This is a genomic window from Metapseudomonas otitidis (assembly GCF_011397855.1).
Taxonomy (GTDB): domain Bacteria; phylum Pseudomonadota; class Gammaproteobacteria; order Pseudomonadales; family Pseudomonadaceae; genus Metapseudomonas; species Metapseudomonas otitidis.
The window spans coordinates 4,335,397-4,360,370 of the sequence record NZ_AP022642.1 but is presented as its reverse complement, the minus strand read 5'-3'; the positions used below and the strand labels follow the sequence as shown (position 1 = coordinate 4,360,370).

Annotated in this window: 19 protein-coding genes; 10 read left to right on the top strand and 9 right to left on the bottom strand. The window is 70.0% G+C overall.

Annotated features, from left to right (window positions below):
• The 9 genes from PotMrB4_RS20025 (at nucleotide 1) to PotMrB4_RS19985 (ending at nucleotide 8,747) form a co-directional block, all read left to right on the top strand.
• Nucleotides 1-342, top strand: coding sequence for a DUF4398 domain-containing protein (locus tag PotMrB4_RS20025; RefSeq protein ID WP_172434309.1), 342 nt, complete (start codon nucleotides 1-3; stop codon nucleotides 340-342).
• The gene (locus PotMrB4_RS20020; protein ID WP_074970161.1) at nucleotides 339-1,148 is read left to right on the top strand and encodes an OmpA family protein; all 810 of its coding nucleotides are present in this window, start codon (nucleotides 339-341) and stop codon (nucleotides 1,146-1,148) included. The genes PotMrB4_RS20025 and PotMrB4_RS20020 overlap by 4 nt, the downstream gene beginning before the upstream one ends.
• Nucleotides 1,149-1,402: 254 nt before the next feature.
• On the top strand, nucleotides 1,403-2,842 hold the full coding sequence (locus tag PotMrB4_RS20015; RefSeq protein WP_044412266.1) for an aminotransferase-like domain-containing protein: 1,440 nt from the start codon (nucleotides 1,403-1,405) through the stop codon (nucleotides 2,840-2,842).
• A gap of 324 nt (nucleotides 2,843-3,166) precedes the next feature.
• Nucleotides 3,167-4,021 carry a 4-hydroxy-tetrahydrodipicolinate synthase gene (gene dapA / locus PotMrB4_RS20010; RefSeq protein WP_172434308.1) on the top strand — a complete coding sequence of 285 codons (855 nt, stop codon included), beginning with the start codon at nucleotides 3,167-3,169 and terminating at the stop codon, nucleotides 4,019-4,021.
• An 86-nt stretch (nucleotides 4,022-4,107) separates the two neighbouring features.
• Nucleotides 4,108-5,235 carry a ribonuclease D gene (rnd, locus tag PotMrB4_RS20005; RefSeq protein ID WP_044412260.1) on the top strand — a complete coding sequence of 376 codons (1,128 nt, stop codon included), beginning with the start codon at nucleotides 4,108-4,110 and terminating at the stop codon, nucleotides 5,233-5,235.
• Complete coding sequence (locus PotMrB4_RS20000) at nucleotides 5,235-5,528, top strand: YcgL domain-containing protein (protein ID WP_172434307.1); 294 nt, start codon at nucleotides 5,235-5,237, stop codon at nucleotides 5,526-5,528. Before rnd ends, PotMrB4_RS20000 begins: the two co-directional genes overlap by 1 nt.
• Nucleotides 5,528-6,460 carry a D-2-hydroxyacid dehydrogenase gene (locus PotMrB4_RS19995; RefSeq protein ID WP_172434306.1) on the top strand — a complete coding sequence of 311 codons (933 nt, stop codon included), beginning with the start codon at nucleotides 5,528-5,530 and terminating at the stop codon, nucleotides 6,458-6,460. Before PotMrB4_RS20000 ends, PotMrB4_RS19995 begins: the two co-directional genes overlap by 1 nt.
• Nucleotides 6,461-6,990: 530 nt before the next feature.
• Entirely contained in the window at nucleotides 6,991-7,440 is a 450-nt protein-coding gene (locus PotMrB4_RS19990) for a YcgN family cysteine cluster protein (RefSeq protein WP_074970169.1), read from the top strand.
• A 65-nt stretch (nucleotides 7,441-7,505) separates the two neighbouring features.
• Entirely contained in the window at nucleotides 7,506-8,747 is a 1,242-nt protein-coding gene (locus PotMrB4_RS19985; protein ID WP_232060745.1) for a M61 metallopeptidase family protein, read from the top strand.
• 12 nt (nucleotides 8,748-8,759) lie between these two features.
• Here the strand turns inward: PotMrB4_RS19985 and PotMrB4_RS19980 are convergent, their stop codons facing one another.
• From PotMrB4_RS19980 to PotMrB4_RS19950, 7 genes are all read right to left on the bottom strand, one after another.
• Nucleotides 8,760-10,397 carry a BatD family protein gene (locus tag PotMrB4_RS19980; protein WP_107329385.1) on the bottom strand — a complete coding sequence of 546 codons (1,638 nt, stop codon included), beginning with the start codon at nucleotides 10,395-10,397 and terminating at the stop codon, nucleotides 8,760-8,762.
• Nucleotides 10,394-12,142 carry a VWA domain-containing protein gene (locus PotMrB4_RS19975; protein ID WP_172434305.1) on the bottom strand — a complete coding sequence of 583 codons (1,749 nt, stop codon included), beginning with the start codon at nucleotides 12,140-12,142 and terminating at the stop codon, nucleotides 10,394-10,396. The genes PotMrB4_RS19980 and PotMrB4_RS19975 overlap by 4 nt, the downstream gene beginning before the upstream one ends.
• On the bottom strand, nucleotides 12,139-13,167 hold the full coding sequence (locus PotMrB4_RS19970) for a vWA domain-containing protein (RefSeq protein ID WP_172434304.1): 1,029 nt from the start codon (nucleotides 13,165-13,167) through the stop codon (nucleotides 12,139-12,141). Before PotMrB4_RS19970 ends, PotMrB4_RS19975 begins: the two co-directional genes overlap by 4 nt.
• Nucleotides 13,160-13,654, bottom strand: coding sequence for a DUF4381 domain-containing protein (locus PotMrB4_RS19965; RefSeq protein ID WP_142015803.1), 495 nt, complete (start codon nucleotides 13,652-13,654; stop codon nucleotides 13,160-13,162). Before PotMrB4_RS19965 ends, PotMrB4_RS19970 begins: the two co-directional genes overlap by 8 nt.
• Nucleotides 13,651-14,583, bottom strand: coding sequence for a DUF58 domain-containing protein (locus PotMrB4_RS19960; protein ID WP_044412235.1), 933 nt, complete (start codon nucleotides 14,581-14,583; stop codon nucleotides 13,651-13,653). Before PotMrB4_RS19960 ends, PotMrB4_RS19965 begins: the two co-directional genes overlap by 4 nt.
• Before the next feature lie 4 nt (nucleotides 14,584-14,587).
• A complete protein-coding gene (locus tag PotMrB4_RS19955; protein WP_044412232.1) occupies nucleotides 14,588-15,547 on the bottom strand; it encodes an AAA family ATPase in 960 nt (319 codons plus the stop codon).
• Between the two features lie 152 nt (nucleotides 15,548-15,699).
• A complete protein-coding gene (locus PotMrB4_RS19950; protein WP_160481627.1) occupies nucleotides 15,700-16,446 on the bottom strand; it encodes a carbonic anhydrase in 747 nt (248 codons plus the stop codon).
• 335 nt (nucleotides 16,447-16,781) lie between these two features.
• Here PotMrB4_RS19950 and PotMrB4_RS19945 point away from each other — a divergent pair, with 335 nt between their 5' ends.
• Entirely contained in the window at nucleotides 16,782-21,647 is a 4,866-nt protein-coding gene (locus tag PotMrB4_RS19945) for an NAD-glutamate dehydrogenase (protein WP_172434303.1), read from the top strand.
• 176 nt (nucleotides 21,648-21,823) lie between these two features.
• On the opposite strand, the gene PotMrB4_RS19940 is transcribed toward PotMrB4_RS19945, so the two are convergent.
• Nucleotides 21,824-22,798, bottom strand: a complete 975-nt coding sequence (locus PotMrB4_RS19940) for an FAD:protein FMN transferase (protein WP_232060744.1) — start codon at nucleotides 22,796-22,798, stop codon at nucleotides 21,824-21,826.
• The gene (locus PotMrB4_RS19935) at nucleotides 22,782-24,968 is read right to left on the bottom strand and encodes a PepSY domain-containing protein (RefSeq protein WP_172434302.1); all 2,187 of its coding nucleotides are present in this window, start codon (nucleotides 24,966-24,968) and stop codon (nucleotides 22,782-22,784) included. Before PotMrB4_RS19935 ends, PotMrB4_RS19940 begins: the two co-directional genes overlap by 17 nt.
• Nucleotides 24,969-24,974: the final 6 nt, after the last annotated feature.

Sequence of the window (24,974 nt, the reverse complement as noted above, 5' to 3'; positions counted from 1 at the left end):
ATGGCCGCCGGCCTGGCACTTCTTGCCCTGTCCGGCTGCGCCAACGATCCCGCCCCCGTCGAGCAGATGCGCCTCTCCGAGCAGGCCGTGGCCCAGGCCCGTGCCGTCGGCGCAAGCGCCGACCAGATCCCCGAGATGAAACTGGCTGAAGAGAAGCTGGCCCGCGCCCAGAAGAACATGGGCGAGCAGGACTACAAGCGCGCGCGCTTCTTCGCCGAGCAGGCCGAACTGGACGCCCGCCTCGCCGAATCCCTGGTGCTGACCCAGAAGAGCAAGGCCCAGCTCAACGACCTGACCGCCCGCATCAATCGCCTGCGCAAGCAACTGGGGGACCTGGAATGACCCCGCGTATCGCCATGGGCGGCCTCGTCGCCGCGCTCCTGTTGCTCGGCGGCTGCGCCTCCTCGCGCCAGGCCGAGCAGAGCCTGGATGAAGCCCGCAACCGCTTCCAGCAGGTGAAGGAAGACCCCCAGGTACTGGCCAGTGCACCCAAGGACGTGATCCGCGCCGGGGAATCCCTGGCCCGCGCCGAGCGCCTTGCCACCTACTGGGGCAACGACGGCGACGTCGAGCACTATGCCTTCCTCAGCCAGCGCTACAGCCAGATCGCCACCCAGCACAGCGAACTGGCCCGCGACCAGGAGCGCGCCGTGCGCCTGCAGGGCGAGCAGGAGCGCCTGCAGCAATCCCTGCGCGAAGCCAAGCTGCTCAGCGCGCAGCAGAAGGGCAACTGGCTCGAGGAGCAGATGGTCGCCCTCGCCGCCACCGAGACCGATCGCGGCCTGGTGATGACCCTGGGCGACGTGCTGTTCGACACCGGCCGCTCCGAGCTGAAGGGCCGGGCCAACCGCACCGTGCTCAAGCTCGTGCAGTTCCTGCAGATCAACCCGCGCCGCACCGTGCGCATCGAGGGCTACACCGACAGCAGCGGCACCCGCGAGGAGAACCTCGCCCTGTCCCGTGACCGCGCCCAGGCCGTGGCCGACGTGCTCACCGACCTCGGGGTCGACGCCAAGCGCATCGAGGTGAAGGCCTATGGCGAAGCCTTCCCCATCGCGGAGAACGCCTCCAACAGCGGCCGCGCGCAGAACCGCCGCGTCGAGATCGTCATCTCCGACGAAAAGGGCAACCTCGGCGAAGCCCGCTGATCGCCCCCGCGCCTCCTCAGGAACCCCGGCGGCCTCGCGGCCCCGGGGTTTTTCATGCCCGCTCGCCACGCCTCGCACCCATACAGCTCGGGTTTGCAACGGGGCACTTGTGCGACGAGGCGCAACCACCGGTCACTGTGGCGGTACAGTCCCTGGCAAATTTCACTGTATGGTCCACAATTTTGCGGACTGTACCGGTGCAATCCCGTCTCGCTTCGGTACTGTTACGGTCCAGTGAGACAGGTGCCGCCGCCATGACCAATCTGCTGCTTTACCAACGCATCGCCCAGCAACTGGCCGAAGACATCCGGCGTGGCGTGTACCAGCCCGGCGAACGGGTGCCCTCGGTGCGCAAGCTCAGCGCCCAGCTCAACGTCAGCCACGCTACCGTGCTGCAGGCGTACGCCAACCTGGAAGACCAGGGCCTGATCCGCGCGCGGCCGCAGTCCGGCTTCTACGTCCACCAGACCCCCGCGCTCACCGCCTCGACCCCCGACATCGCCCGGGTCGAACGCCCCGGCCTGGTCACCCGCGCCAGCATCATCAACCAGGTGCTCACCGAATCCCGCCGCGAGGGCGTGTTCCCCCTCGGCGCCGCCGTGCCCCACGTGGACTACCTCCCCGTGCGCGCCCTGCACCAGCAACTGGCCAAGGTCACCCGCTTCCACAGCCCGCGCGCCTTCAGCTACATGTTCAGCCCCGGTTTCGAACCGCTGCGCCGCCAGGTGGCGATCCGCATGCGCGATGCCGGCGTGGTGGTCGACCCGTCCGAAGTGGTCATCACCCATGGCTGCGTCGACGCCATCCAGATGAGCCTGCGGGTGCTGACCCGCCCTGGCGACCTGATCGCCACCGAATCGCCCACCTACTACGGCCTGCTGCAACTGGCGGACCTGCTCGGGCTCAAGGTGATCGAGATCCCCAGCGACCCCACCACCGGCATCAGCCTCGAAGCCCTGCAACTGGCCGCCAACCAATGGCCCATCAAGGCCCTGGTGCTTACCTCGCGCCTCAGCAACCCGCTGGGCGGCACCGTGCCCGAAGAGCGGCAGAAGCAACTGCTGCGCCTGGCATCGGACTTCGACATCCAGATCGTCGAGGACGACATCTACGGCGAGCTCATGTTCGAGCAAGGCCCCTCCAAATCCCTCAAGGCCAGTGACCGTGACGGCCGGGTGATCTACTGCTCCAGCTTCTCCAAGACCCTCTCGCCCGGCGTGCGGATCGGCTGGATCGTCGCCGGCAAGTACCAGGACGAAATCCAGCGCCTGCAGACCTTCACCACCCACTCCGCCTGCAGCGTCACCCAGATGGGTGTCGCCGCCTACCTGGAGAACGGCGGCTATGACCGGCACCTGCGCTACATCCGACAGGAGTACCGCAAGAACCTCACCGCCTTCCAGCTGGGGGTGCAGCAGTACTTCCCCGACGGCACCCAGATGACCCGGCCCAATGGCGGCTTCATCCTCTGGATCAGCCTGCCGGCCAAGGTCAACACCAAGGACCTGCACGTCCGCGCGCTGCAGCAGGGCATCAGCATCGCCCCGGGGCTGATCTTCAGTAACACCGAGCAGTTCAACCACTGCGTGCGCCTGAACTGCGGCATCCCGTGGAACCGCGAAGCCGAGCGCGCCATCATGACCCTCGGCATGCTCGCCAAGCAGCTCTGCCAGGAAGCCGGCGGCAGCTACTGAGACCAGGCGGAGGAGGGCGGACGCTCATCGGCGTTGACAGCCCTCCACCGTTCCCCGCAGTATCCAGCTCCTCGCAATCTGCAACCTGAGCCCGACCATGCCCGCCCACGCCTTCTCCCGCGCTTTCGTACCGGCCCTGCCGGCGCTTGCGCTTGGCGTCGCCGCGAGCAAGGTCAAGAAACAGCCGCTCATTTGACCGGGGCGCGCTGTCCCGTCAGATGGGCTGACAGGACAGCAGGCGCGAAGGTCGAACCCTCTCTCACTCCCGCATCCCTGTACCCCTCCGACGGCGACGACAGACGGTCAGCCTGAAGGAGTGAAGCAATGCCCGCGTTTTCTGGAATCTGGGTCGCCCTGGTGACCCCCTTCGCCGACGGCGAACTCGACCTGCCCGCCCTGCAACGCCTCGCCCGGCACCTGCTGGATGCCGGAGCAGCCGGCCTGGTCGCCTGCGGCAGCACCGGAGAAGCCGCCGCCCTCAGCCGCGACGAGCGCCTCGCCGTGCTGGATGCCCTGCTCGAGATCGTGCCCGGCGAACGCCTGGTAATGGGCCTGGCCGGCAACAACCTCAACGACGTCCTGGGCATGCTCGACGCCATCCAGCAGCGCCCCATCGGCGGCGTGCTGGTCCCGGCGCCTTACTACATCCGCCCCTCCCAGGCCGGCCTGCTCAGCTGGTTCAGCCGCATCGCCGACGCCTCCCGGCTGCCGGTGATCCTCTACGACATCCCCTACCGCACCGGTGCCACCCTGGCCCTCGACACTCTGCGCCAGCTCGCCCGCCATCCCCGCATCGTCGCCCTCAAGGATTGCGGCGGCGACACCGGCAAGACCCAGGCCCTGATCGCCGACGGGCAACTGGCCGTGCTGGCCGGCGAAGACAACCAGGTGTTCACCACCCTCTGCCTGGGCGGCAGTGGCGCCATCGCCGCCTCCGCCCACCACCACACCGAGCGCTTCGTCGAGATGGCCGCCTGCGTGCAGCGGGGCGACCTGGCCCGTGCCCGGGCCCTCGCGCACAGCTTGCAACGCCTGATCGAACTGGCCTTTGCCGAGCCCAACCCCGCACCGGTGAAGAGCCTGCTGGCTTTGCGCGGGCTGATCCGCGATGAGCTGCGCGAGCCCATGCAGCCCAGTTCGCCGGCCCTGGTGGGGCGCCTGCGCAGCCTGCTCGTCTGAGCCGGCTGCCGCCCGCCCGCCAGGCCGGGTGGGGCGGCGCCGGGGTTGCGATATATACTTCGCGCCTCTGAACCGAGGAGAGCCTTGTGGCCATCGATTTTCACTGGATTCGCGACGACGCCGAACTGGCCTCCCACTGCGAACGCTGGCGCCGACTGAGTTTCGTCGCGCTGGACACCGAGTTCATGCGTGTCGACACCTTCTACCCCAAGGCCGGCCTGGTCCAGGTCGGCGACGGCGAGACGGCCTGGCTCATCGACCCCCTGCTGATCCAGGACTGGCGTCCCTTCGCCGCCCTGCTCGAAGACCCTGCCGTCACCAAGGTGCTGCATGCCTGCGGCGAAGACCTCGAAGTCTTCCTGCGCCTCACCGGCAGCCTGCCGCAGCCGCTGCTCGACACCCAGCTCGCCGCCGGCTACCTCGGCATCGGCTACTCCATGGGCTACTCGCGCCTGGTGAACGCCGTGCTCGGCATCGACCTGCCCAAGGAAGAGACCCGCTCCGACTGGCTGCAGCGCCCGCTCACCGAGATGCAGGAGCGCTACGCCGCCGAGGACGCCGTGCACCTGGCCGAGATCTACCGCATCCTCGACCAGCGTCTCGACGCCACCAAGCGCGCCTGGATCCTCGAAGACGGCGCCGAACTGGTGGCCAACCTGCGCCGCGAGACCGACCCCCAGACGCTGTACCGCGAGTCCAAGCTCGGCTGGAAGCTGTCCCGCCAGCAACTCGCCGTGCTCCGCGCCCTCTACGCCTGGCGCGAGGCCGAGGCCCGGCGCCGCGACCAGCCGCGCAACCGCATCATCCGCGAGCACGCCCTGTGGCCCATGGCGCGTTTCCAGCCGGACAACCTGGTCGCCCTGTCGCGCATCGAAGACATGCACCCGCGCACCGTCCGCCAGGACGGCAACACCCTGCTCAAGCTGATCCGCGAAGCGGCCGAACTGCCGCCCGCCGAATGGCCCGAGGCACTGCCCGAGCCGCTGCCCGCCGAAGTCAACGGCCTGCTCAAGAAGCTGCGCGCCGTCGGCCAGGCCCAGGCCGAACGCCTGGGCATCGCCCCCGAGCTGATGCTGCGCAAGAAACACCTCGAAGCCCTCATCAAGAGTGGCTTCCCCAACGGCCCCTACCAGCTGCCCGCAGGCCTGCGTGGCTGGCGCCGCGAACTGATGGGCCAGGCCCTGCTGGACGTCCTGGCCGGAGAGACCGCCTGATGAAACGCATCTGCTCGATCTACAAGAGCCCCCGCAAGAACGAGATGTACCTCTACGTCGACAAGGCCGAAGCCCTCAGCCGCGTGCCCGAAGGCCTGCTGTCCGCCTTCGGCGCCCCCCGGCATACCTTCGACCTGGTCCTCAGCCCCGAGCGCCAACTGTCCCGCGAGGACATCCACAAGGTGCTGGAGAACATCGAGAAGCAGGGCTACCACCTGCAGATGCCGCCGGGTGAAGAGGAGTACATCGAGCACCTGCCCGAAGAGCTCCTGCGCATGAACGACCCGGTCTGATGCGCGTTCTCCTCGCCGACTCCAACCACGCCCGCCACGCCGAACTGCTGAGTGAGGTCGCCCCCGAGCTGGAACTGCTGGCTACTGATTCGCCTGACGAACTGGCCCGCCTGGCCGCCGACTGCCCGGTGTGGCTGGGCAGCCCGGATCGCCTCGCCGAGCTGCTGCGCCGGGGGCTTCGGCCCGAATGGGCGCAGTCCACCTGGGCCGGCATCACCCCGCTGCTGGCCGAAGGCCTGCCGCGCCAGTACCGGCTCACCCGTGCCGTCGGCATCTTCGGCCAGGTGATGGCCGAGTACGTGCTGACCTACCTGCTGGCCCATGAGCGCGCGCTGCTGGCGCGCCTGGCGAGCCAGGTGGAAGGGCGCTGGGATGGCCGGCTGCCCCGCAGCCTGGCCGGGCGGCGCGTGCTGGTGGTGGGCGCCGGGGACATCGGCAGCAGCGTCGGGCGCTTCCTCGTCCCCTTCGGTGTCGAACTTCGCGGCATCGCCCGCCAGCCGCGTCCGCTGGAGCCCTTTGCCGAAGTCGCCGGCCTCGAGGCCCTGCCCGAACAGGTCGGCTGGGCCGACTGCGTGGTCAACCTGCTGCCGGACACCCCCGCCACCCAGGACCTCTACGACCGCGCGCTGTTCCAGCGCATGCAGCCCACCGCGCTCTTCATCAATGCCGGGCGTGGCGTTGCGGTGGTGGACCACGACCTGGTCGCAGCCCTCGAAGCCAACGAACTGGCCGGCGCCGTCATCGACGTCTGCCGCCAGGAACCGCTGCCGGCCGAGCACCCCTTCTGGCGCGCCCCGCGCCTGCTGCTCACCGGCCACAGCTCCGCCCCCACCTTGGCCGAGCCGCTGGTCAGGCTGTTCACCGACAACCTCACCCGCTTCCAGCAAGGCCAGCCGCTGCGCGGCGAAGTGGACTTCCAGCGCGGCTACTGACCCCGAGCGTGGGAGGAATCCACCGGCACGTAGGATGGGCTGAGCTGTGCGAAGCCCATCATTGCCGGGCGTCCCGGATTCGATGCGGTTCGCACAGCTCACCGCATCCTACGGGTGCCATTGCCATGGCTCGCGTGGGGATAATCCATCGGCACGTAGGATGGGCTGAGCTGTGCGAAGCCCATCATTGCCCAGGCGCCCCGGATTCGATGCGGTTCGCACAGCTCACCGCATCCTACGGGGCCCTTGCCATGGCTCGTGTAGGGTGGGTCGCGCTTCATCGACCCACGCGGAGGGGGAGGCCATCAATCCCATGGTTGGCTCCGTTCCCGGGCTGAAGCCCGGGCTACGTCAGGGAGGTGTATCGGGCGGGCCGCATTCCACCGATCCGCCGCCGGGGCGGCGCTGCTGGGAGATAGTGCGAACGATTTTCCTTACACCGCGCTACCGGTCGCTCCCGTGGCGGCGGTGCTTGGCCGGCACCGTCGGCGCGACTAGACTACCGCGCCCCTTTACCCAGTCAGATCGCCATGGCCGCCAAAGTCGAACCCTTCTGGAAGCGCAAGACCCTCGCTCAACTCGATCAGGAGGAGTGGGAGTCCCTGTGTGACGGCTGCGGCCTGTGCTGCCTGCAGAAGCTCGAGGACGAAGACGACGGCGCGGTGTACTACACCCGCATCGCCTGCAAGCTGCTCGACCTCAAGACCTGCCGCTGCACCAACTACCCCAACCGCCGCGACTTCGTGCCCGACTGCATCCAGCTCACCCCGGCCCAGGCCGACGAGTTCCGCTGGCTGCCGCCCACCTGCGGCTACCGCCTGGTGGCCGAGGGCAAGGACCTGCCGCCCTGGCACCCGCTGGTCTGCGGCGACCCCGAGGCGGTGCACAACGCCGGCATTTCCCAGTCCGGGCGCATGGTCAGCGAGACCAAGGTGGCCGAGGACGACTGGGAGGACTACATGATCTTCCGCGCCGGCTAGCGCACCCCAAGGGATCGAATCGCCGTTCGCCGCGTCATAGGGAAATCGCCACGAGGAAGCCCGCCATGTCCCACCGCGCCACCCTGCTGCTGTCCGCCACCGCCCTGCTGTTCAGTGCCCCGTTGCTGGCGGCCAAGCGCACCGACATCGACTACAAGGTTCGCTTCCTGCCCGACAGCGACCAGGCCGAAGTCCAGCTGGTGGTGGAGGAGGGCGAGAAGGTCCGCCGCCTCAGTTTCGACCTGGGCGACAAGGGCTACTACAGCGACTTCAAGGCCGACGGCCAGTGGCAGCAGGAGGGCGCCGGCCGGGGCACCTGGCAACCCGCACCAGGCAAGGCCACCCTCAGCTACCGCGTGCGCATCACCCACGACCGCGGCGACGGCACCTTCGATGCGCGGATGACCCCCGACTGGGCCCTGCTGCGTGGTGACGACCTGGTGCCCCCGGCCCGGGCCGACGTGGTGGAAGGCACCGACCTGGCCGCGCGCATCCAGTTCGAACTGCCCAAGGGCTGGACCTCCGTGGAAACCGGCTGGACCCGCGTCGGCAAGAACCGCTTCCGTGTCGACAACGCCGAGCGCGTGTTCGACCGCCCCACCGGCTGGATCATCGCCGGCAAGCTCGGCAGCCGCCGCACCGAACTGGGCAACACCGACGTCACCATCAGCGCCCCGGTGGGCGAGGGCATGCGGCGGATGGACATCCTCACCCTGCTGACCTTCGTCTGGCCCCACGCCCAGGCGGTGTTCCCCCGCGACCCCGGCAAGCTGCTGATCGTCGGCGCCGGCGACCCCATGTGGCGCGGCGGGCTGTCCGGCCCCAACTCCTTCTTCATGCACGCCGACCGCCCGCTGGTCAGCGAGAACGGCACCAGCTCCCTGGTGCACGAACTGGTGCACGTGTTCACCCGCATCCAGGACACCGAGCGCAGCGACTGGATCAGCGAAGGCATCGCCGAGTACTACGCCATCGAACTGATGCGCCGCGCCGGCGGGCTCAGCGAGGACCGCTACCACAAGGTGCGCGCCAACCTGAAGCACTGGAGCCGCAAGGTCACCAACCTGCGCGGCGAGCATTGCACCGGGCCGACCACCGCCCGCGCCGTGCTGCTGCTGCAGGACCTGGACGAAGAGATCCGCAAGAGCAGCAAGGGCGCTCACTCCCTCGATGACGTGGTGCGCGGGTTGATGCGCCTGGACAAGGTCGCCACGGCGGACTTCGTCGGCATCGCCGAGAACGTCCTCGGCGGCCCCTCCAAGACCCTCGACACGCCGCTGCTGGACGACAAGGCCGCCGCCCAGTAGCCCTTCAGCGCATCAGTGCGGGTACAGCGGCGGCAGCGCGCTGGCCGTGGCCTGCTGCTGCACCTGGCGCGCCGGCAGCGCGCGGATCGCTTTCCACAGGTCCTCGCCCTGCCAGTGCTGGCCGCTCTCGCTGTAGAGCGCGCCGTTCAGGCCGTCCATCGCATCCGACAGGGGCACGAAGCGCGCCGCCATCTCCGCCAGGGTTTCCGGCTGCTGGCGTGCCCAGGCGTCCAGCGCCTGGCGGGTCGCCTGCGGGTCGTTGGCCTGGCAGGCACGCTTGAGGTCGTCCAGCAGCGTGCGCGGGCTCGGCCCGGTCTGCACCGTCGGTAGGATCGCCGGCTGGCGGCGGGCATGCCACCACAGGCCGAAGCCCAGCAGGGTGGTCAGCGCCAGGATCAGCGTCGCCAGCTGCCAGGGCCACAGCGGCGCACCGGCCGGGGCCGGCTGGTCGGCACCGGGTGTTTCCACCGGGGCCTCCGGTTCCATCGCCGGGTTCACTGCCACCTCCAGGGTGCGGGCCGGCAGGCGGCTGTGCTCCAGGCGGTCGTCCCGAGTGTTCCACCACACCACGTCCACCGCCGGCAGCTCGATGCGCCCGGCCGCCGTGGGCACCAGCGCCTCGCGCTCCTCGCGGCTGCCGGTCACCCCGCGTTCGCCCACCTCGTTGGCCAGCTGGGGCTGGTCCGGGTAGCGGCGCAGGTCATTGGCGCTGGTGGCCGGCAGCGCCGGGATCTGCGCACTGGAGAGCCCTTCGGTCTTCACCATCAGGCTGCGGGTCAGAGAGTCGCCGACCCGCGCCTTGTCCGGCTCCGGGCTCCAGGCCTCCACCAGGGTCAGGTTGCGCGCCGGCAGCCACGGCGCATCGGCCGGGTAGTCCGCCGGGCGCGGCTTCACCGCCAGGGGGATCTGCGGCGAGCTGACCCGCGTCAGGCGGCCCGGGCGCGGCCCGAAGGGCTGGTAGGCGTCCTGGCTGCTGCGTTCGGCCAGGGTCGCGCTGAACACCTGGGAGGGGATCATCAGCTGGCCGCTCTTCTGCGGGAAGATCGCGTAGCGCAGCTCGATCACCCCGTGGCGCACGCCGTTGATCTCCTTCTCGTAGGTGCGCGGCTCACCCAGCTGCTCGATGCGCGCATCGGCCATCTGCAGCGGCGTCAGGCTGCTGTCGTCGTACAGCGAGACCGAGTGGTAGATGCGCAGGGTGAGGATGGCCTGGGCCTGCACGTAGACGCTTTCCTGGTCCAGGCTGGCGTCGATGAACACCGGCGCCAGCTTGCCGGAGTCCGCGTTGGGGTCGTTCTTCTGGATGTGCAGCGGGATCGGCTGGGTCTCGGCCTCGCCCAGCTTCAGCGGCGGTATGACCACGTAGCCGGTCTGCTTCGGCTGCAGGGTGACGATCCAGCGGGTGGCGCGGTTGCTCTGGCCGTTGAGGGTGCTCAGGCGGTTGATCTGGCGGGTGCCGAGCACATCGAACAGCGACTCCAGCGGCGACAGGTCCGGCTTGCCGAACAGCGTCGGGTCGGAGGACTCCAGCACCAGCTCCACCGTCTCGCCTTCGCTGAGGCGGGTGCGGTCGACGCTGGCGGTGAAGCCGGCGGCGTGGGCGAGGCTGGCCAGCAGGAGGAGGATCAGGGCGCAGGTCAGGCGCTTCATTCTTGGTTTTCCTGGCGGCGTTGCTGTTCGTACCAGAACTTGCGGCGCAGCAGTTCGGCGGGGTCGTCGGGAATCTGTCGCAGCCACTGCTCCAGGGACTGGCGGCGTTCGTCGCCCAGGGGCTCGTGCTCGCTGTCCAGCGCTTGTGGCTCGCCGTTCGGTTCGGCGGGCTGGGCGTTGGCCGCCTGCTGGTCCTGGCCGCCGGCGCCCTGGCCGTTCTTCTGTTCGGCCTCCGTGCCGGCCTGCGAATCCTGGCCGGATTCGGGCTTGGTGTCCTGCTCCGCCGGCTGGGGCGTGCCCTTGGGCGCGTCCTGGGCGGCCTCGTCCTGGCCGGCCTGTTGCTGCTGTGGCGGCGAGGTGGGCTGGGGCTGCTCGGCCTGGGCCTGGCGCTGCTTCAGCAGCTCCTCCACCAGGGCCTTGTTCTTCAGCGCCGGCTGCAGGTCGGGCTGGCGCTCCAGGGCCGAATCGTAGGCATCCAGCGCGGCCTCCAGTTGCTCGGCCTTGGCCAGGGCGTTGCCCCGGTTGTAGTGATCGGCGGCGCTGTCGCCGGCGGCGAAGCGCTCCGCCGCCTCGCCGTACTGGCCGGCCTGGTAGAGGGCATAGCCCTGCCAGGCACGGTCCTGGAAGCGCTGCGCGGCCTCTGCCGGTTGTTGCGCTTCCAGCAGGCGCTGGCCCTGCTGGTCGGCCCGCAGCCACAGGTCGTCCAGCTCGAAGGCCAGGGCCGGGCGGGGCAGCACGAAGAACAGCGGCAGGAAGAAGATCCAGCCCCGGCGGCCGGCGCAGGCGGCGATCAGCAGCAGCGGCAGCAGCAGCCAGTGGCCCTGGTCGGCCCAGGCCTCCAGGCGGGTGGTCTCGCCGCTGTCGCGCAGGGTGGTGGCGCCGCCGAGCAGGCCCAGGTTGCGCAGGTCGCGCTCGTCCACCCGGGCCGTGGCGTACTTGCCGCCCAGGTCGCTGGCGAAGCGCTTGAGCCCCGGAGCGTCCAGGCGCGGCAGGAGGATGGCGCCCTGGGCGTCCTTGAGGAAACCACCGTTGTCCTGGGCAATGGGTGCGCCCTGGGCGGTGCCGATGCCGAGGATCGACAAGCGGCCGCTGCGCGAGCCGAGGGCCTTGCGGATGCCGTTGCGCTCGGCCTCGCTGAGGCCATTGGTGATCAGCAGCAGCCGGCCCTGGCCGCGCGCGCCCTGTTCCAGCAGCGCCAGGGCCTTCTGTACCGCCAGGTCGGCGCGCTGGCCGGGCTCGGGCATGATCGCCGGCTTGAGGGCGTCCAGCAGGTTGCCGGCGGTCATCAGGTCGTCCGACAGCGGCACCAGGCTGTGGGCGCTGCCGGCGTAGACGACGATGGCCGTCTGCGCGTCGCGGCGGGCGTCCAGCAGGTCGCGCAGCTTGCGCTTGGCATGCTCCAGGCGGCTGGGCGGCACGTCGCCGGCGAGCATCGAGGGCGTCAGTTCGAGAATCACCACCAGCGGGTCGGCGCGCTTCTGGGTGCTTTGCTCCACCCGCTGCCAGCTGGGGCCGAGCAGCGCCAGCAGGCCCAGCAGCCAGGCCAGGCCGAGGGCGATCCACGGCAGCCGGCTGCCGCGCTGGCGCCCGCCACCCAGCAGCCAGGGCTGGAAGTGCAGGGGCAGCAACTGCTGCCAACGGCCGGTGCGGCGTTCGCGGTGCAGCAGTTGCCAGAGCAGCCACAGCAGCAGGGGCAACAGCAGCAGCCACAGCGGGCGCGACCAGTGGGGCCAGAGTTCGCTCATGAACGCCTCCAGCGGCTGCGGGCCCAGACCAGCCCCTGCTGGGGCAGGTCGGGCCAGAGTTCCCGGGCGATCAGTACCAGGCTCAGCAGCAACGCCAGCCCCAGCGGCCAGCAGTACAGCGCCAGGGCCGGGCGTGCCTGGCTGGGCAGCTGGCTCACCGGTTCGAGGGTGTCCAGTGCCAGCTCGATCTCGGTCAGCTCCTGGCTGGAGCGGGCGCGGAAGTACTGGCCGCCGGTCTGCTCGGCGATCTGCCGCAGTGTGGGCTCGTCCAGGTCCAGCGCCGGGTTGAGGCCGAACAGGCCGAGCATGCCGCCCTGCTCGGGGTCGGCACCGATGCCGATGGTGTAGATCTTCACGCCTTCCTCGGCGGCCAGGCGCGCGGCGGTCAAGGGCTCGATCTGGCCGCCGGTGTTGGCGCCGTCGGTCACCAGCACCAGCACGCGGCTGTTGGCCGGGCGCTGGCGCAGGCGTTTCACCGCCAGGCCGATGGCGTCGCCGATGGCGGTGTTCTTGCCGGCGATGCCGATCAGCGCCTCGTCCAGCCACACGTGCACGGTCTGCCGGTCGAAAGTCAGCGGCGCCTGCAGGTAGGCCTGGCTGCCGAAGAGGATCAGGCCGATGCGGTCGCCCACCCGGCCGTCGATGAACTCGCCCATCAGGTGCTGCACCAGCGCCAGGCGGCTGACCGGCTTGCCCTCCAGCTGCATGTCGGCGTAGTCCATGGAGCCGGACACATCCACCGCCACTAGCAGGTCGCGGCCGCTGGCCGGCAGTGGCTGCGGCTCGCCCACCCACTCGGGGCGTGCGGCGGCGCACAGCAGCAGCAGCCAGAGCAGGGCGAAGGGCGCCTGCTGGCGCCAGGCCGGCAGGTTGGCCCGGGCGCGGCGCCCGGCCAGGGTTTCCAGCTCACCGAGGAAGCTCACCTTCAGCGCCGCCTCGCCGCTGTCGGCCGGCGGCAGCAGCACCCGCAGCAGCCAGGGCAGCGGCGCCAGCAGGAAGATCCAGGGCCAGGCCAGTTCAAACATGCTTGCGAATCCAGGTTTCGACGGCCTGGTGCAGGCCGGCAATGGCCTTGTCGTCGAGTTTGCACTGCGGGCGGTAGGCGCCCTCCACCAGCACCATCCAGCGGGTCAGGCCGGCGGCGGGGCAGCGGTTGTCCAGGTAGGCCAGCCAGGCGCGGCCGTTCAGGGTCAGCACCTGAGCGTCGGGGTAGCGCTGCCGGCACAGGCGCTTGAGCAGCGCATTGAGCTGCTGCAGCCAGGGGCCGGCATGGGCGCCGTCGTAGGGCTTGGCCAGTTGTGCCAGCTCCTGCAGCGCCGCCTCGCGCATCGGGTCCAGGGGCTGGGCCTGCTCGGCCTCCTGGCGCTGCCGCGACAGCCGCCGGGCCAGGCGCCAGGCGCCCCAGGCCAGCAGCGGCAGCAGCACGGCGAGCAGCCACCAGCCCGGCGCCGGGGGCCAGAACGGCACGGGCGGCGGGGCGATCAGGGGTTCGAGCTGGTCCAGCGGGTTCATCGCCGCGCCCCGCGCTGCAGGTGGTCGCGCAACTGGTCGACCATCTCTTCCTGGGTGGACAGCGGCAGCAGCAGCACCCCCAGGCGCAGGGCCAGGCGCTGCCAGCGGGCGCGGCGGGCCTCGCCCTGTTCACGGTAGGCCTGGCGCAGCTCGGGGTTGTGGGTGTCCAGCTCCAGCTGGGCCCCCAGCTCGCTGAAGCGCAGCAGGCCGGCGGCCGGCAGCGCGTGGTCGAGGGGGTCGGACAGCGGCAGCAGGATCAGGTCGGTGTGCCGGGCCAGCAGCGCCAGTTGCTGCTCGGCGGTGTCCGAGAGGGTGCGCTCGTCACAGAGGATCACCACCAGGCTGCCGGGGCGCAGCACCTCGCGGGCGCGGCGCAGGGCCAGGCTGAAGCCTTCGCGGGGCGTCGCCTGCGGGGTGACCAGGCCCTGGTTGGCGCGCACCAGGCGGTTGAGCAGTTGCAGCAGGCTCTGCTTGCTGCGGCGGGGCTTGATCTCGTGGTGCTCGGCGTCGCTGAAGACCAGCCCGCCGATGCGGTCGTTGTGGCCCAGGGCGGCCCAGCCGATGAGGCTGGCGGCGTGGGCGGCGAGCACTGACTTGAACATCCGCCCGGAGCCGAAGAACAGCCGCTGGCTCTGCTCGACGACGATGAACACCGGGCGCTCGCGCTCCTCGTGGAACAGCTTGGTGTGGGGCTCCTGGGTGCGTGCGGTGACGCGCCAGTCGATGGTGCGCACGTCGTCGCCCGGCTGGTACACGCGCACCTGGTCGAAGTCGACCCCGCGCCCGCGCAGCTTGGAGTGGTGCAGGCCGATCAGCGGGCTGCGCCGCGAGGGCGTGGAGAACAGCTGCACCTCGCGCACGCGGTGGCGGATCTCGATCAGCTCGGCGAGGCTGACCTGCACGCCGGGGACGGCTGCCGGGCTGGTCATGGCGTCAGGCGACGGCGACCACGTCGAGGATGCGTTGCAGCACGCGGTCCTGGTCGATCCCCGCGGCCTCGGCCTCGAAGGTGAGGATCAGGCGATGGCGCAGCGCATCGAAGAGCACCGCCTGGATGTCCTCGGGGCTGACGAAGTCGCGCCCAGCCATCCACGCATGGGCACGCGCGCACCGGTCCAGGGCGATAGAGCCGCGCGGGCTGGAACCGTAGGCCAGCCACTCGGCCAGCTCGGCGTCGAACTTGGCCGGGGTGCGCGTGGCCATCACCAGCTGCACCAGGTACTCCTCCACGGCGTCGGCCATGTACAGGCCGAGGATTTCCTTGCGCGCGGCGAAGATCGCCTGCTGGCTGACCTGGTGTTCGGGTCGGGTCTCGCCGTTGAGGGCGACGCCACGGGCCTGCTGGAGGATCTTGCGTTCCACCGAGGCCTCGGGGAAGCCGATCTTCACGTGCATGAGGAAGCGGTCGAGCTGGGCCTCGGGCAGCGGGTAGGTGCCTTCCTGCTCGATGGGGTTCTGGGTCGCCATCACCAGGAACAGCGGCGGCAGGTCGTAGGTGGAACGGCCGATGGACACCTGGCGCTCGGCCATGGCTTCCAGCAGCGCGGATTGCACCTTGGCCGGCGCGCGGTTGATCTCGTCGGCCAGCACCAGGTTGTGGAAGATCGGTCCCTGCTGGAACACGAAGCTGCCGGTCTCCGGGCGATAGATCTCGGTGCCGGTGATGTCGGCGGGCAGCAGGTCGGGGGTGAACTGGATGCGGTGGAACTCGGCCTCCACGCCTTCGGCGAGGTCCTTGATGGCCTTGGTCTTGGCCAGGCCCGGTGCGCCTTCCACCAGCAGGTGGCCGTCGGCGAGCAGCGCGATCAGCAGCCGATCGATGAGTTTTTCCTGACCGAGAATCTGGGTGGAAAGGTACTGTCGCAGGGCGACCAGTGCGTCGCGGTGTTCCATCGTCGGGCTCGCTCGGGGTGGACGGGGGCAGCCTGGGCCCTCGGAGAAGGCGGGGTACTTTAATCCAAGCAGAGGTCGGCGGCCTAGGCGAGTACGCGAGCGCGCGTCGAAATCGTGACGGGCCGAGCGCTGTGCGCCCGGCCCGTCAGGGCTCAGGCGATCAGTTCGACCTGGCCGCTTGCCAGCCGGTAGACGCCGCCCACCACCTTCAGGCGGCCTTCGGCGACGGCGTCGCGCAGCAGGGTGGAGCGCTCGGTGAGCTGCTTGAGGTTGTCCCGCACGTTCTGCGCGATGGCGTTGTCCAGGGCATTGCCCTCGTGCTTGAGCACCGCCTTCGCCGACGGCGCGATGGCCGCCGCCAGGGCCTGGATGTGGCCGGGGTAGCGGGCACCGTCGCGGGCCACCTTGAGGCCGGCCTCCACGGCGCCGCAGCCTTCGTGGCCCAGCACCATCAGCAGCGGGATGCCGAGCACGGCCACGCCGTATTCCAGGCTGGCCAGGCCGTCTTCATTGACGATGTTGCCGGCCACGCGCACGGCGAAGAGGTCGCCCCGCGCGGTGTCGAAGGCGTACTCCGGGGCGATGCGCGAATCGGCACAGCTCAGCACCGCCGCGTAGGGGTTCTGGGCCGACACCAGCGCCTCGCGCTCGGTGAGGAAGTCGTGGCGGCGGGTCAGGCCTTCCACGTAGCGCTGGTTGCCCTGCATCAGGCGCTCCAGCGCTGCGTCGGGCGCCAGGCGGTTCTGCGGCTTGGGCGGCGGTGCAGCCGGGTCGGCGGCCAGGGCCGTCTGGCTCAGCAGGGGCACGGCGGCGACGGCCGCGGCGGTCATGCCGGCCAGGCGCAGGAAGCGCCGGCGCTCGGGACGATCAGGGGTGTGGGGTTCGTGGCAGGTGCACATGGCAGGTGCTCCGGTGGGAAAGGGGAGTGGCGAGTCTAGGGGGCACACCGGTCCTGTCGCTGTGGGCGCGCTGTAGGCACTGCCGAAGCGCTCGTGTCGTCCTCCTTCCGTGAACCCTGTCGGCTTGCTGAAGGCGGCTGTCCGAGATTGACCGAATATGTCGCAGGACTAAAAGCGTCGCACCGGGTGCCGCCCTTAATCTGTCCGCGAGGATGACTGCCCGGTCCCAAGCGGTTCCGGCCCGTCACACTGCCTGAATCTCCTCCTGATCCATCACCGCGCGAATAAGCGTTCTACGCTTAACCCCCAACAACAGAGCCAAGCGGAGCACAACCATGGCGTTCTTCACCGCGGCCAGCAAAGCCGACTTCCAGCATCAACTGCAGGTGGCACTGGCGCAGCACGTCAGCGAGCAGGTCTTGCCACAAGTAACCCTGTTCGCCGATCAGTTCTTCGGCATCATCGCCCTCGACGAACTCACCCAGCGGCGCCTGTCCGACCTGGTGGGCTGCACCCTGTCGTCGTGGCGCCTGCTGGAACGCTTCGATCCCGCCAAGCCCCAGGTCCGCGCGTTCAACCCGGATTACGAGAAGCACGGCTGGCAGTCCACCCACACCGCCGTCGAAGTGCTGCACCCGGACATCCCCTTCCTGGTGGACTCGGTGCGCATGGAGCTGAACCGCCGCGGCTACAACATCCACACCCTGCAGAACAGCGTGCTCAGCGTGCGCCGCGACAAGAAGGGCGCGCTGCAGGAAGTGCTGCCCAAGGGCACCCAGGGCAAGGACGTGCAGCAGGAATCGCTGATGTTCCTGGAGATCGACCGGGTTGCCGCCCCCGCCGCCCTCAAGGCGCTGGAGAAGGCCCTGGAGGAAGTGCTGGGCGAGGTGCGCGTCGCCGTCGCCGACTTCAAGCCGATGACCGCCAAGGCCCGCGAACTGCTGGCCTGGCTGGACAAGGCCAAGCTGAAGGTGGACCCGGCCGAGCTGGCCGAGGTGAAGGTCTTCATGAACTGGCTGGTGGACAACAACTTCACCTTCCTCGGCTACGAGGAGTTCACTGTGGTGGACGAGGGCGAGGCCGGCGGTCACCTGGTCTATGACGAGCAGTCCCTGCTGGGCGTCTCGCGCCTGCGCCGCGCCGGCCTGAGCAAGGCCGACCTGCACGTCGAGCGGGAAGCCGTCGACTACCTCCGCGGCCCGGTGCTGCTGTCCTTCGCCAAGGCCGCCGAGCCGAGCCGCGTGCACCGCCCCGCCTACCCGGACTTCGTCTCCATCCGCGAGCTGGACGCCAAGGGCCGGGTGGTCAAGGAATGCCGCTTCATGGGCCTGTACACCTCCGCCGTGTACGCCGACAGCGTCACCCGCATCCCCTACATCCGTGGCAAGGTCGCCGAGATCCAGCGCCGCTCCGGCTTCGATCCGCGTGCCCACCTGGGCAAGGAGCTGGGCCAGGTGCTGGAGGTGCTGCCCCGCGACGACCTGTTCCAGACCCCGGTGGACGACCTGTTCGCCACCGCCATGGCCATCGTGCAGATGCAGGAGCGCAACAAGATCCGCCTGTTCCTGCGCCGCGACCCCTACGGCCGCTTCGCCTACGCCCTGGCCTACGTCCCGCGTGACGTCTACTCCACCGAGACCCGGGTGAAGATCCAGCAGATCCTCATGGAGCGCCTGCAGGCGACCGACTGCGAGTTCTGGACCTTCTTCTCCGAATCCGTGCTGGCCCGCGTGCAGTTCATCCTGCGGCTGGACCCGAAGAACAAGGCCGTGGTCGACCCCGTGCGCCTGGAGAAGGAGGTCATCCAGGCCTGCCGTTCCTGGAAGGACGACTACGCCAGCCTGATCAACGAAACCTTCGGCGAGGCCAAGGGCACCCGCGTGCTGGCCGACTTCCCGAAAGGCTTCCCCGCCGGCTACCGCGAGCGCTTCGCCGCGCACTCGGCGGTGGTCGACATGCAGCACCTGTACAGCCTCTCCGAGCAGCGCCAGCTGGTGATGAGCTTCTACCAGCCGCTGACCCAGGGCGAGCAGCTGCTGCACTGCAAGCTCTACCACGCCGACACGCCGCTGCCGCTGTCCGACGTGCTGCCGATCCTGGAGAACCTCGGCCTGCGCGTGCTGGGCGAGTTCCCCTACCGCCTGACCCGCCAGGATGGCCGTGAATTCTGGATCCACGACTTCGCCTTCACCGCCGCCGCCGGCGTCGAGGTGGACATCCAGGAACTCAACGACACCCTGCAGGACGCCTTCGTCCACATCGTCGGCGGCGACGCCGAGAACGACGCCTTCAACCGCCTGGTGCTGACCGCCTCCATGCCCTGGCGCGACGTGGCCCTGCTGCGTGCCTACGCCCGCTACCTGAAGCAGATCCGCCTGGGCTTCGACCTGTCCTACATCGCCAGCACCCTGCTCAACCACACCAACATCGCCAAGGAACTGGTGCGGCTGTTCAAGACCCGCTTCTACCTGGCCCGCAAGCTCTCCGCCGACGACCTGGAAGACAAGCAGCAGAAGCTTGAACAGGCCATCCTCGGCGAGCTGGACAACGTCGCCGTGCTCAACGAGGACCGCATCCTGCGGCGCTACCTCGACCTGATCAAGGCGACCCTGCGCACCAACTTCTACCAGCCCGACGCCAACGGCCAGAACAAGGGCTACTTCAGCTTCAAGCTGAGCCCGCGCCTGATCCCCGACATCCCGCGTCCGGTGCCCAAGTTCGAGATCTTCGTCTACTGCCCGCGCGTCGAGGGCGTGCACCTGCGCTTCGGCGACGTCGCCCGGGGTGGCCTGCGCTGGTCCGACCGCGAGGAAGACTTCCGCACCGAGGTGCTGGGCCTGGTCAAGGCGCAGCAGGTGAAGAACGCCGTCATCGTGCCCATGGGCGCCAAGGGCGGCTTCATCCCCCGGCGCCTGCCGGTGGGCGGCAGCCGTGACGACATCCAGGCCGAGGCCATCGCCTGCTACCGCATCTTCATCAGCGGCCTGCTGGACATCACCGACAACCTCAAGGACGGCCAGGTGGTACCGCCGGCCAACGTGGTGCGCCACGACGCCGACGACCCCTACCTGGTGGTGGCGGCCGACAAGGGCACCGCGACCTTCTCCGACATCGCCAACGGCATCGCCCAGGAATACGGCTTCTGGCTGGGCGACGCCTTCGCCTCCGGCGGCTCCGCCGGCTACGACCACAAGGGCATGGGCATCACCGCCAAGGGCGGCTGGGTCTCGGTGCAGCGGCACTTCCGCGAGCACGGCATCGACGTGCAGAAGGACAACTTCACCGTCATCGGCATCGGCGACATGGCCGGCGACGTGTTCGGCAACGGCATGCTGCTGTCGGACAAGCTGCAGCTGGTGGCCGCCTTCAACCACATGCACATCTTCATCGACCCGAACCCGGACGCCGCCAGCAGCTTCGTCGAGCGCAAGCGCATGTTCGACCTGCCGCGTTCCTCCTGGGCCGACTACGACACCAAGCTGATCTCCGAAGGCGGCGGCATCTTCCTGCGCAGCGCCAAGAGCATCGCCATCAGCCCGCAGATGAAGGCGCGCTTCGACATCCAGGCCGACAAGCTGACCCCCACCGAGCTGCTCAACGCCCTGCTCAAGGCCCCGGTGGACCTGATCTGGAACGGCGGCATCGGCACCTACGTGAAGTCCAGCAAGGAAAGCCACGCCGACGTCGGCGACAAGGCCAACGACGCCCTGCGCGTTGACGGTCGCGAACTGCGTGCCAAGGTGGTGGGCGAGGGCGGCAACCTCGGCATGACCCAGCTCGGCCGCGTGGAGTTCGGCCTCAACGGCGGCGCCAGCAACACCGACTTCATCGACAACGCCGGTGGCGTGGACTGCTCCGACCACGAGGTGAACATCAAGATCCTGCTGGGCGAGATCGTCGGCGCCGGCGACATGACCGGCAAGCAGCGCAACACCCTGCTGGCGAAGATGACCGACGCCGTCTCCAACCTGGTGCTCGGCAACAACTACAAGCAGACCCAGGCCCTGTCCCTGGCCCAGCGCCGCGCCCGCGAGCGCATCGGCGAGTACAAGCGCCTGATCGCCGCCCTGGAGGCCGCCGGCAAGCTGGACCGTGCCCTGGAGTTCCTGCCCAGCGACGAGGAACTCAACGAGCGCCTCGCCAACGGCCAGGGGCTGACCCGTCCCGAGCTGTCGGTGCTGATCTCCTACAGCAAGATCGACCTCAAGGAATCGCTGCTCAAATCCCTGGTGCCGGACGACGACTACCTCGCCCGCGAGATGGAGACCGCCTTCCCGCCGCTGCTGGCCGAGAAGTACGGCGAGGCCATGCGCCGCCACCGCCTGAAGCGCGAGATCATCAGCACCCAGATCGCCAACGACCTGGTCAACCACATGGGCATCACCTTCGTGCAGCGCCTGAAGGAGTCCACCGGCATGAGCGCCGCCAACGTCGCCGGTGCCTACGTGGTGGTGCGCGACGTGTTCCGCCTGGCGCACTGGTGGAAGCAGATCGAGGCGCTGGACTACAAGGTGCCCGCCGAGCTGCAGCTGACCCTGATGGATGAGCTGATGCGCCTCGGCCGCCGCGCCACCCGCTGGTTCCTGCGCAGCCGCCGCGAAGACCAGAACGCCGCCCGTGACGTCGGCCACTTCGGCCCCCGCGTCGCCGAACTGGCCGGCTGCCTGGACGAACTGCTGGAAGGCCCGGCCCGCGAGCAGTGGCTGGCCCGCTACCAGGCCTATGTCGAAGCCGGCGCACCGGAGGAACTGGCCCGCGTCGTCGCTGGCACCAGCCACCTGTACACGCTGCTGCCGATCATCGAAGCCGCCGACGTCACCGGCAAGGACGCCGCCGAAGTGGCCGCCGCCTACTTCTCCATCGGCGGCGCGCTGGACCTGTCCTGGTACCTGCAGCAGATCACCGGCCTGCCGGTGGAGAACAACTGGCAGGCGCTGGCCCGCGAAGCCTTCCGCGACGACCTCGACGGTCAGCAGCGGGCGATCACCATCTCCGTGCTGCAGATGGCCGATGCCCCGGCGGACATGGACGAGCGCGTCGCCCTCTGGCTGGAACAGCACCGTCCGCTGGTGGAGCGCTGGAAGGTGATGCTCACCGAACTGCGCGCCGCCACCGGCACGGACTACGCCATGTACGCCGTGGCCAACCGCGAGCTGATGGACCTGGCCCTGAGCGGCCAGCACGGGGTGAACATCCCCTGATGCTCGGCCCGACCTGAGTTGTTGTGCTCTCAGCCCCGCCTGTGTGCGGGGCTTTTTTTCGCCTGTTCCCCGGTGTTGCGCGGCTGGCTATCGAGTGCTGCAGCCACCCGCTGATCCGTGAGCCCCGGCGCCCTGCCGTCAGGGGATAGGGAAGAGGGGGGCCAACCCGATGGGCACTACGAAGCGGTGCCGGGCTCAGAAGGTGCGGCATCACCTGCCTCGATCCGCCCCTCGAACACCGTCACCTCCCGCACCCCATTCCCTTCCCGGATCAGGAAGATCGCCTCCAGTCCCCGCGCCTGCGCCAGCTTCGGCCCGTGCTCGGGGCCACTGACCATCAGCGCGGTGGCCCAGGCATCGGCCAGCATGCAACTGGCCGCGATCACGCTGACCGAAGCCAGCGGATTGCGCAGGGGTGCCGCCGTGGCCGGGTCGAAAGTGTGGGCGAGGCGCTCGCCGTCCTGCTCGACCCAGTGGCGGTAGTCACCGGAGGTGGCGATGGCTGCGTCCTGCAATTCCACCACCCCGCGCACCTCGCGGCGGCCGTGCAGCGGTTGCTCCAGGGCCACGGCCCAGTGCTGCCCGTCGGGCTTGCGGCCACGGGCGCGCATCTCGCCGTCGATGCCCACCAGGTAAGCGGGGATGCCGAAGCCGTCCAGGGTCTCCGCCAGGCGATCGACCCCATGGCCCTTGGCGATGCCGTTGAGGTCCAGCGCCAGCGGGTGATGCTTGCGCAGCCGGCTGCCGGCGCGGTCCAGCTCCAGGGCGCCGCGCCGGTGCGGGTGCGCGGGGGCGCCCGCCGTGCCGAGCGGGCCGAACCCCCAGGCCTGTACGGGGGCACCGAGGCTGATGTCGAAGGCCCCGGCGGAGAGCAGGCCGACGTTGAGGCCGGCATCCACCACCCGCAGCAACGCCGGGGACAGTGGCAGCCAGGTGTCCAGCGGGGCGGCGTTGAGCCGGCTCAGTTCGGAGTCGGGCCGCCACAGCGACATCTGCTGCTCCACGCGCTCCACCGCCTCGGCCAGGGCCTGGCGGATGAGCTCCAGGTCGCATCCTGGCTCGGTGTAGAACAGCGCGGTGAAGCGGCTGCCCATGGTCGGCCCGCTGAGGGTCGCGCGCACTCGGGGCGGGGTATCAGTAGACGTCTTCACGGTAGCGCCCCTGTGCCTTGAGGTGGTTCACGTCCAGGCCCAGCGGGGCCAGTACGCGGTCCAGCGCGTGCATCACGCCCTGGGCCATGTCGCGGCCGCCGCACACCAGCACCTGGGCGCCCTGGGCCAGCAGTTGGCGCAGCACCGGTGCGTCGCCCAGCAAGCGGTCCTGCACGTGCTGGCGCTCGGCATGCTGGGAGAAGGCCGCACACAGCCGGGTCAGGCGCTGGTCGGCCAGGTAGCCGCGCAGTTCGTCCTCATAGAGGAAGTCCGACGCCGGGTGGCGACCGCCCCAGTACAGGTGCATCGGGTGCTGCTCGCGGTTGTTGCGGATGAAGCCGGTGAGCGGGCCGATGCCGGTGCCGGCGCCGATGAGGATCACCGGGTGGCGCCCGCTGGCGGGGCGGAACTGCGGGTTCGGCTGGATGAAGGCCTGCACCTGCCCGCCGATGGGCAGCCTGTGCAGCAGGCTGGAGCACAGCCCGTCTTCGTGCCGGCGCACGCAGATCTCCAGCACGCCGTCTTCGGCGCCACTGGCCAGGGAGTAGAAGCGCGGCATCGCGCTGCCGGGCGGGACGATGCCCACCAGGTCGCCGGCCTCGAAGGCGGGCAGGGCGGCGCTGCCGGAAGGCGCGCGGAAGCGCAGCACCTGGGTGGGCGCGTTCACCTGTTCGCCGTAGACCCGGCGTTCCATCAGTTCCAGCGGTTGGCTGGCGGGGGCGCTGGGCTGGTGCTCCAGTTGCAGCGGGTGCCCCAGGGCCTCGCCCAGGGCCAGGCCCCAGCGGTGGAAGGCCTGCGGCGACTGGCGATCGATGCGCTCCAGCGGCAGCAGCGGCCGGGCGCCCTGGGCCTGCAGGGCGGCATCCACCGCTTCGGCGTAGGCGCAGAAGCGCGGGAACTGGCGGTCGCCGAAGCCCAGCACGGCCACCGGCAGGTCGGCCTGCAGCCCGTCACGGGCCAGGCATTCGAGGAAGCGCGAGGCGGATGCCGGCGCCGCGCCGTCGCCGTGGGTGGCGGTCAGCACCAGCAGCTGGCGGGCCAGGGGGTAGTGGGGCGCGAGGTCGTTCATCGGCGCGCAGTGGACGCGGTGCCCGGCGCTCGCCAGGGCCTCGGCCAGGGTGCGGGCGAAGCCCCAGGTGCTGTGGTGCTCGCTGCCCACCAGCACCACGCAGTCGGCGTCTTCGGCCGCGTGGTTGTCGTCCAGCCGCACCCGGTCGCTGCGCCGGCGCCACCACATCTGCACGCCGCTCAGGGTCATCAGCGGTACGCCCAGGGCCGCCAGGCCGAGGACGGCGGCCAGCCAGCCAAGCCCTTCGCCGGTGTGCAGGCGCCAGGCCCATTCATAAGCCTGGTGGGCCGTGTTGTAGGGCTGGAAGCCGAGCCACTGGCCGCTGGCCGGGTCGACGTAGCCTTCGCCGTCGCGGGTGCTCAGGCCGTAGGGCTCGCCGGGGTTGTCGGGGCTGGGGAAGGTCAGCTCGCGCAGCTGCGCCAGGGGCAGCGTCTGCAGGGCGCCGAGCTGGTCCACCGGAGCGGGGCGGGCATCGGCCTGCAGCTCAGGGTAGGGCGGCTCCGCCCCGCTGCCGTCGTCCACCAGGCCGAAGGTGCCCGCCGCCAGGTACAGCCCGGTGCAGGCGGTGAGCAGCAGCACCGGCAGGGAGGCGCGTGCCACCTGCAGGTGCCAGCGCTGCATCAGGCTGCCCTTGAGCGGGGCGAACAGGCGTCGCCAGCCGCCCATGCGCCGGGCCAGCAGCCAGGCGCCGGAGAGGCTCAGCACCAGCATGGCCAGGGCGCCCAGGGCGGCGCCGGCGTGGCCGGGCGTGCCCAGCAGCAGCGCCCGGTGCAGTTCGCGCACCCAGCGCCAGAAGGGCGACGGGGCGTAGGCACCGAGGCTGGCGCCGGTCTGCGGGTCGACCCGTTCGGCCAGGGCCTGCCCGTCGCGGCGGTAGTGCACCACCAGCGTGCCGGAGGGCAGCTGGCGCAGCTGTTCGACGTCGGGGAAGCGCTCGCTCACCTGGCCGGCCAACTGGGCGACGCTCACGGGGGCCTCGGCGCGGGGCACGCTGGCCTGGTCCAGCACCGGGGACAGGGCCAGCAGGGCGCCGCTGAGGGCCATCAGCATCACCAGCAGGGCGGCGAACAGGCCGGGCAGGGCGTGGGTCTTGCGCAGCATGGGGGT

Bases quoted from the DNA above. Each gene is read 5' to 3' on its own strand.
- PotMrB4_RS20025 (WP_172434309.1), top strand. From the start codon at position 1: ATGGCCGCCGGCCTGGCACTTCTTGCCCTGTCCGGCTGCGCCAACGAT.
- PotMrB4_RS20020 (WP_074970161.1), top strand. From the start codon at position 339: ATGACCCCGCGTATCGCCATGGGCGGCCTCGTCGCCGCGCTCCTGTTG.
- PotMrB4_RS20015 (WP_044412266.1), top strand. From the start codon at position 1,403: ATGACCAATCTGCTGCTTTACCAACGCATCGCCCAGCAACTGGCCGAA.
- dapA (WP_172434308.1), top strand. From the start codon at position 3,167: ATGCCCGCGTTTTCTGGAATCTGGGTCGCCCTGGTGACCCCCTTCGCC.
- PotMrB4_RS20000 (WP_172434307.1), top strand. From the start codon at position 5,235: ATGAAACGCATCTGCTCGATCTACAAGAGCCCCCGCAAGAACGAGATG.
- PotMrB4_RS19995 (WP_172434306.1), top strand. From the start codon at position 5,528: ATGCGCGTTCTCCTCGCCGACTCCAACCACGCCCGCCACGCCGAACTG.
- PotMrB4_RS19990 (WP_074970169.1), top strand. From the start codon at position 6,991: ATGGCCGCCAAAGTCGAACCCTTCTGGAAGCGCAAGACCCTCGCTCAA.
- PotMrB4_RS19985 (WP_232060745.1), top strand. From the start codon at position 7,506: ATGTCCCACCGCGCCACCCTGCTGCTGTCCGCCACCGCCCTGCTGTTC.
- PotMrB4_RS19980 (WP_107329385.1), bottom strand. From the start codon at position 10,397: ATGAAGCGCCTGACCTGCGCCCTGATCCTCCTCCTGCTGGCCAGCCTC.
- PotMrB4_RS19975 (WP_172434305.1), bottom strand. From the start codon at position 12,142: ATGAGCGAACTCTGGCCCCACTGGTCGCGCCCGCTGTGGCTGCTGCTG.
- PotMrB4_RS19970 (WP_172434304.1), bottom strand. From the start codon at position 13,167: ATGTTTGAACTGGCCTGGCCCTGGATCTTCCTGCTGGCGCCGCTGCCC.
- PotMrB4_RS19965 (WP_142015803.1), bottom strand. From the start codon at position 13,654: ATGAACCCGCTGGACCAGCTCGAACCCCTGATCGCCCCGCCGCCCGTG.
- PotMrB4_RS19960 (WP_044412235.1), bottom strand. From the start codon at position 14,583: ATGACCAGCCCGGCAGCCGTCCCCGGCGTGCAGGTCAGCCTCGCCGAG.
- PotMrB4_RS19955 (WP_044412232.1), bottom strand. From the start codon at position 15,547: ATGGAACACCGCGACGCACTGGTCGCCCTGCGACAGTACCTTTCCACC.
- PotMrB4_RS19950 (WP_160481627.1), bottom strand. From the start codon at position 16,446: ATGTGCACCTGCCACGAACCCCACACCCCTGATCGTCCCGAGCGCCGG.
- PotMrB4_RS19945 (WP_172434303.1), top strand. From the start codon at position 16,782: ATGGCGTTCTTCACCGCGGCCAGCAAAGCCGACTTCCAGCATCAACTG.
- PotMrB4_RS19935 (WP_172434302.1), bottom strand. From the start codon at position 24,968: ATGCTGCGCAAGACCCACGCCCTGCCCGGCCTGTTCGCCGCCCTGCTG.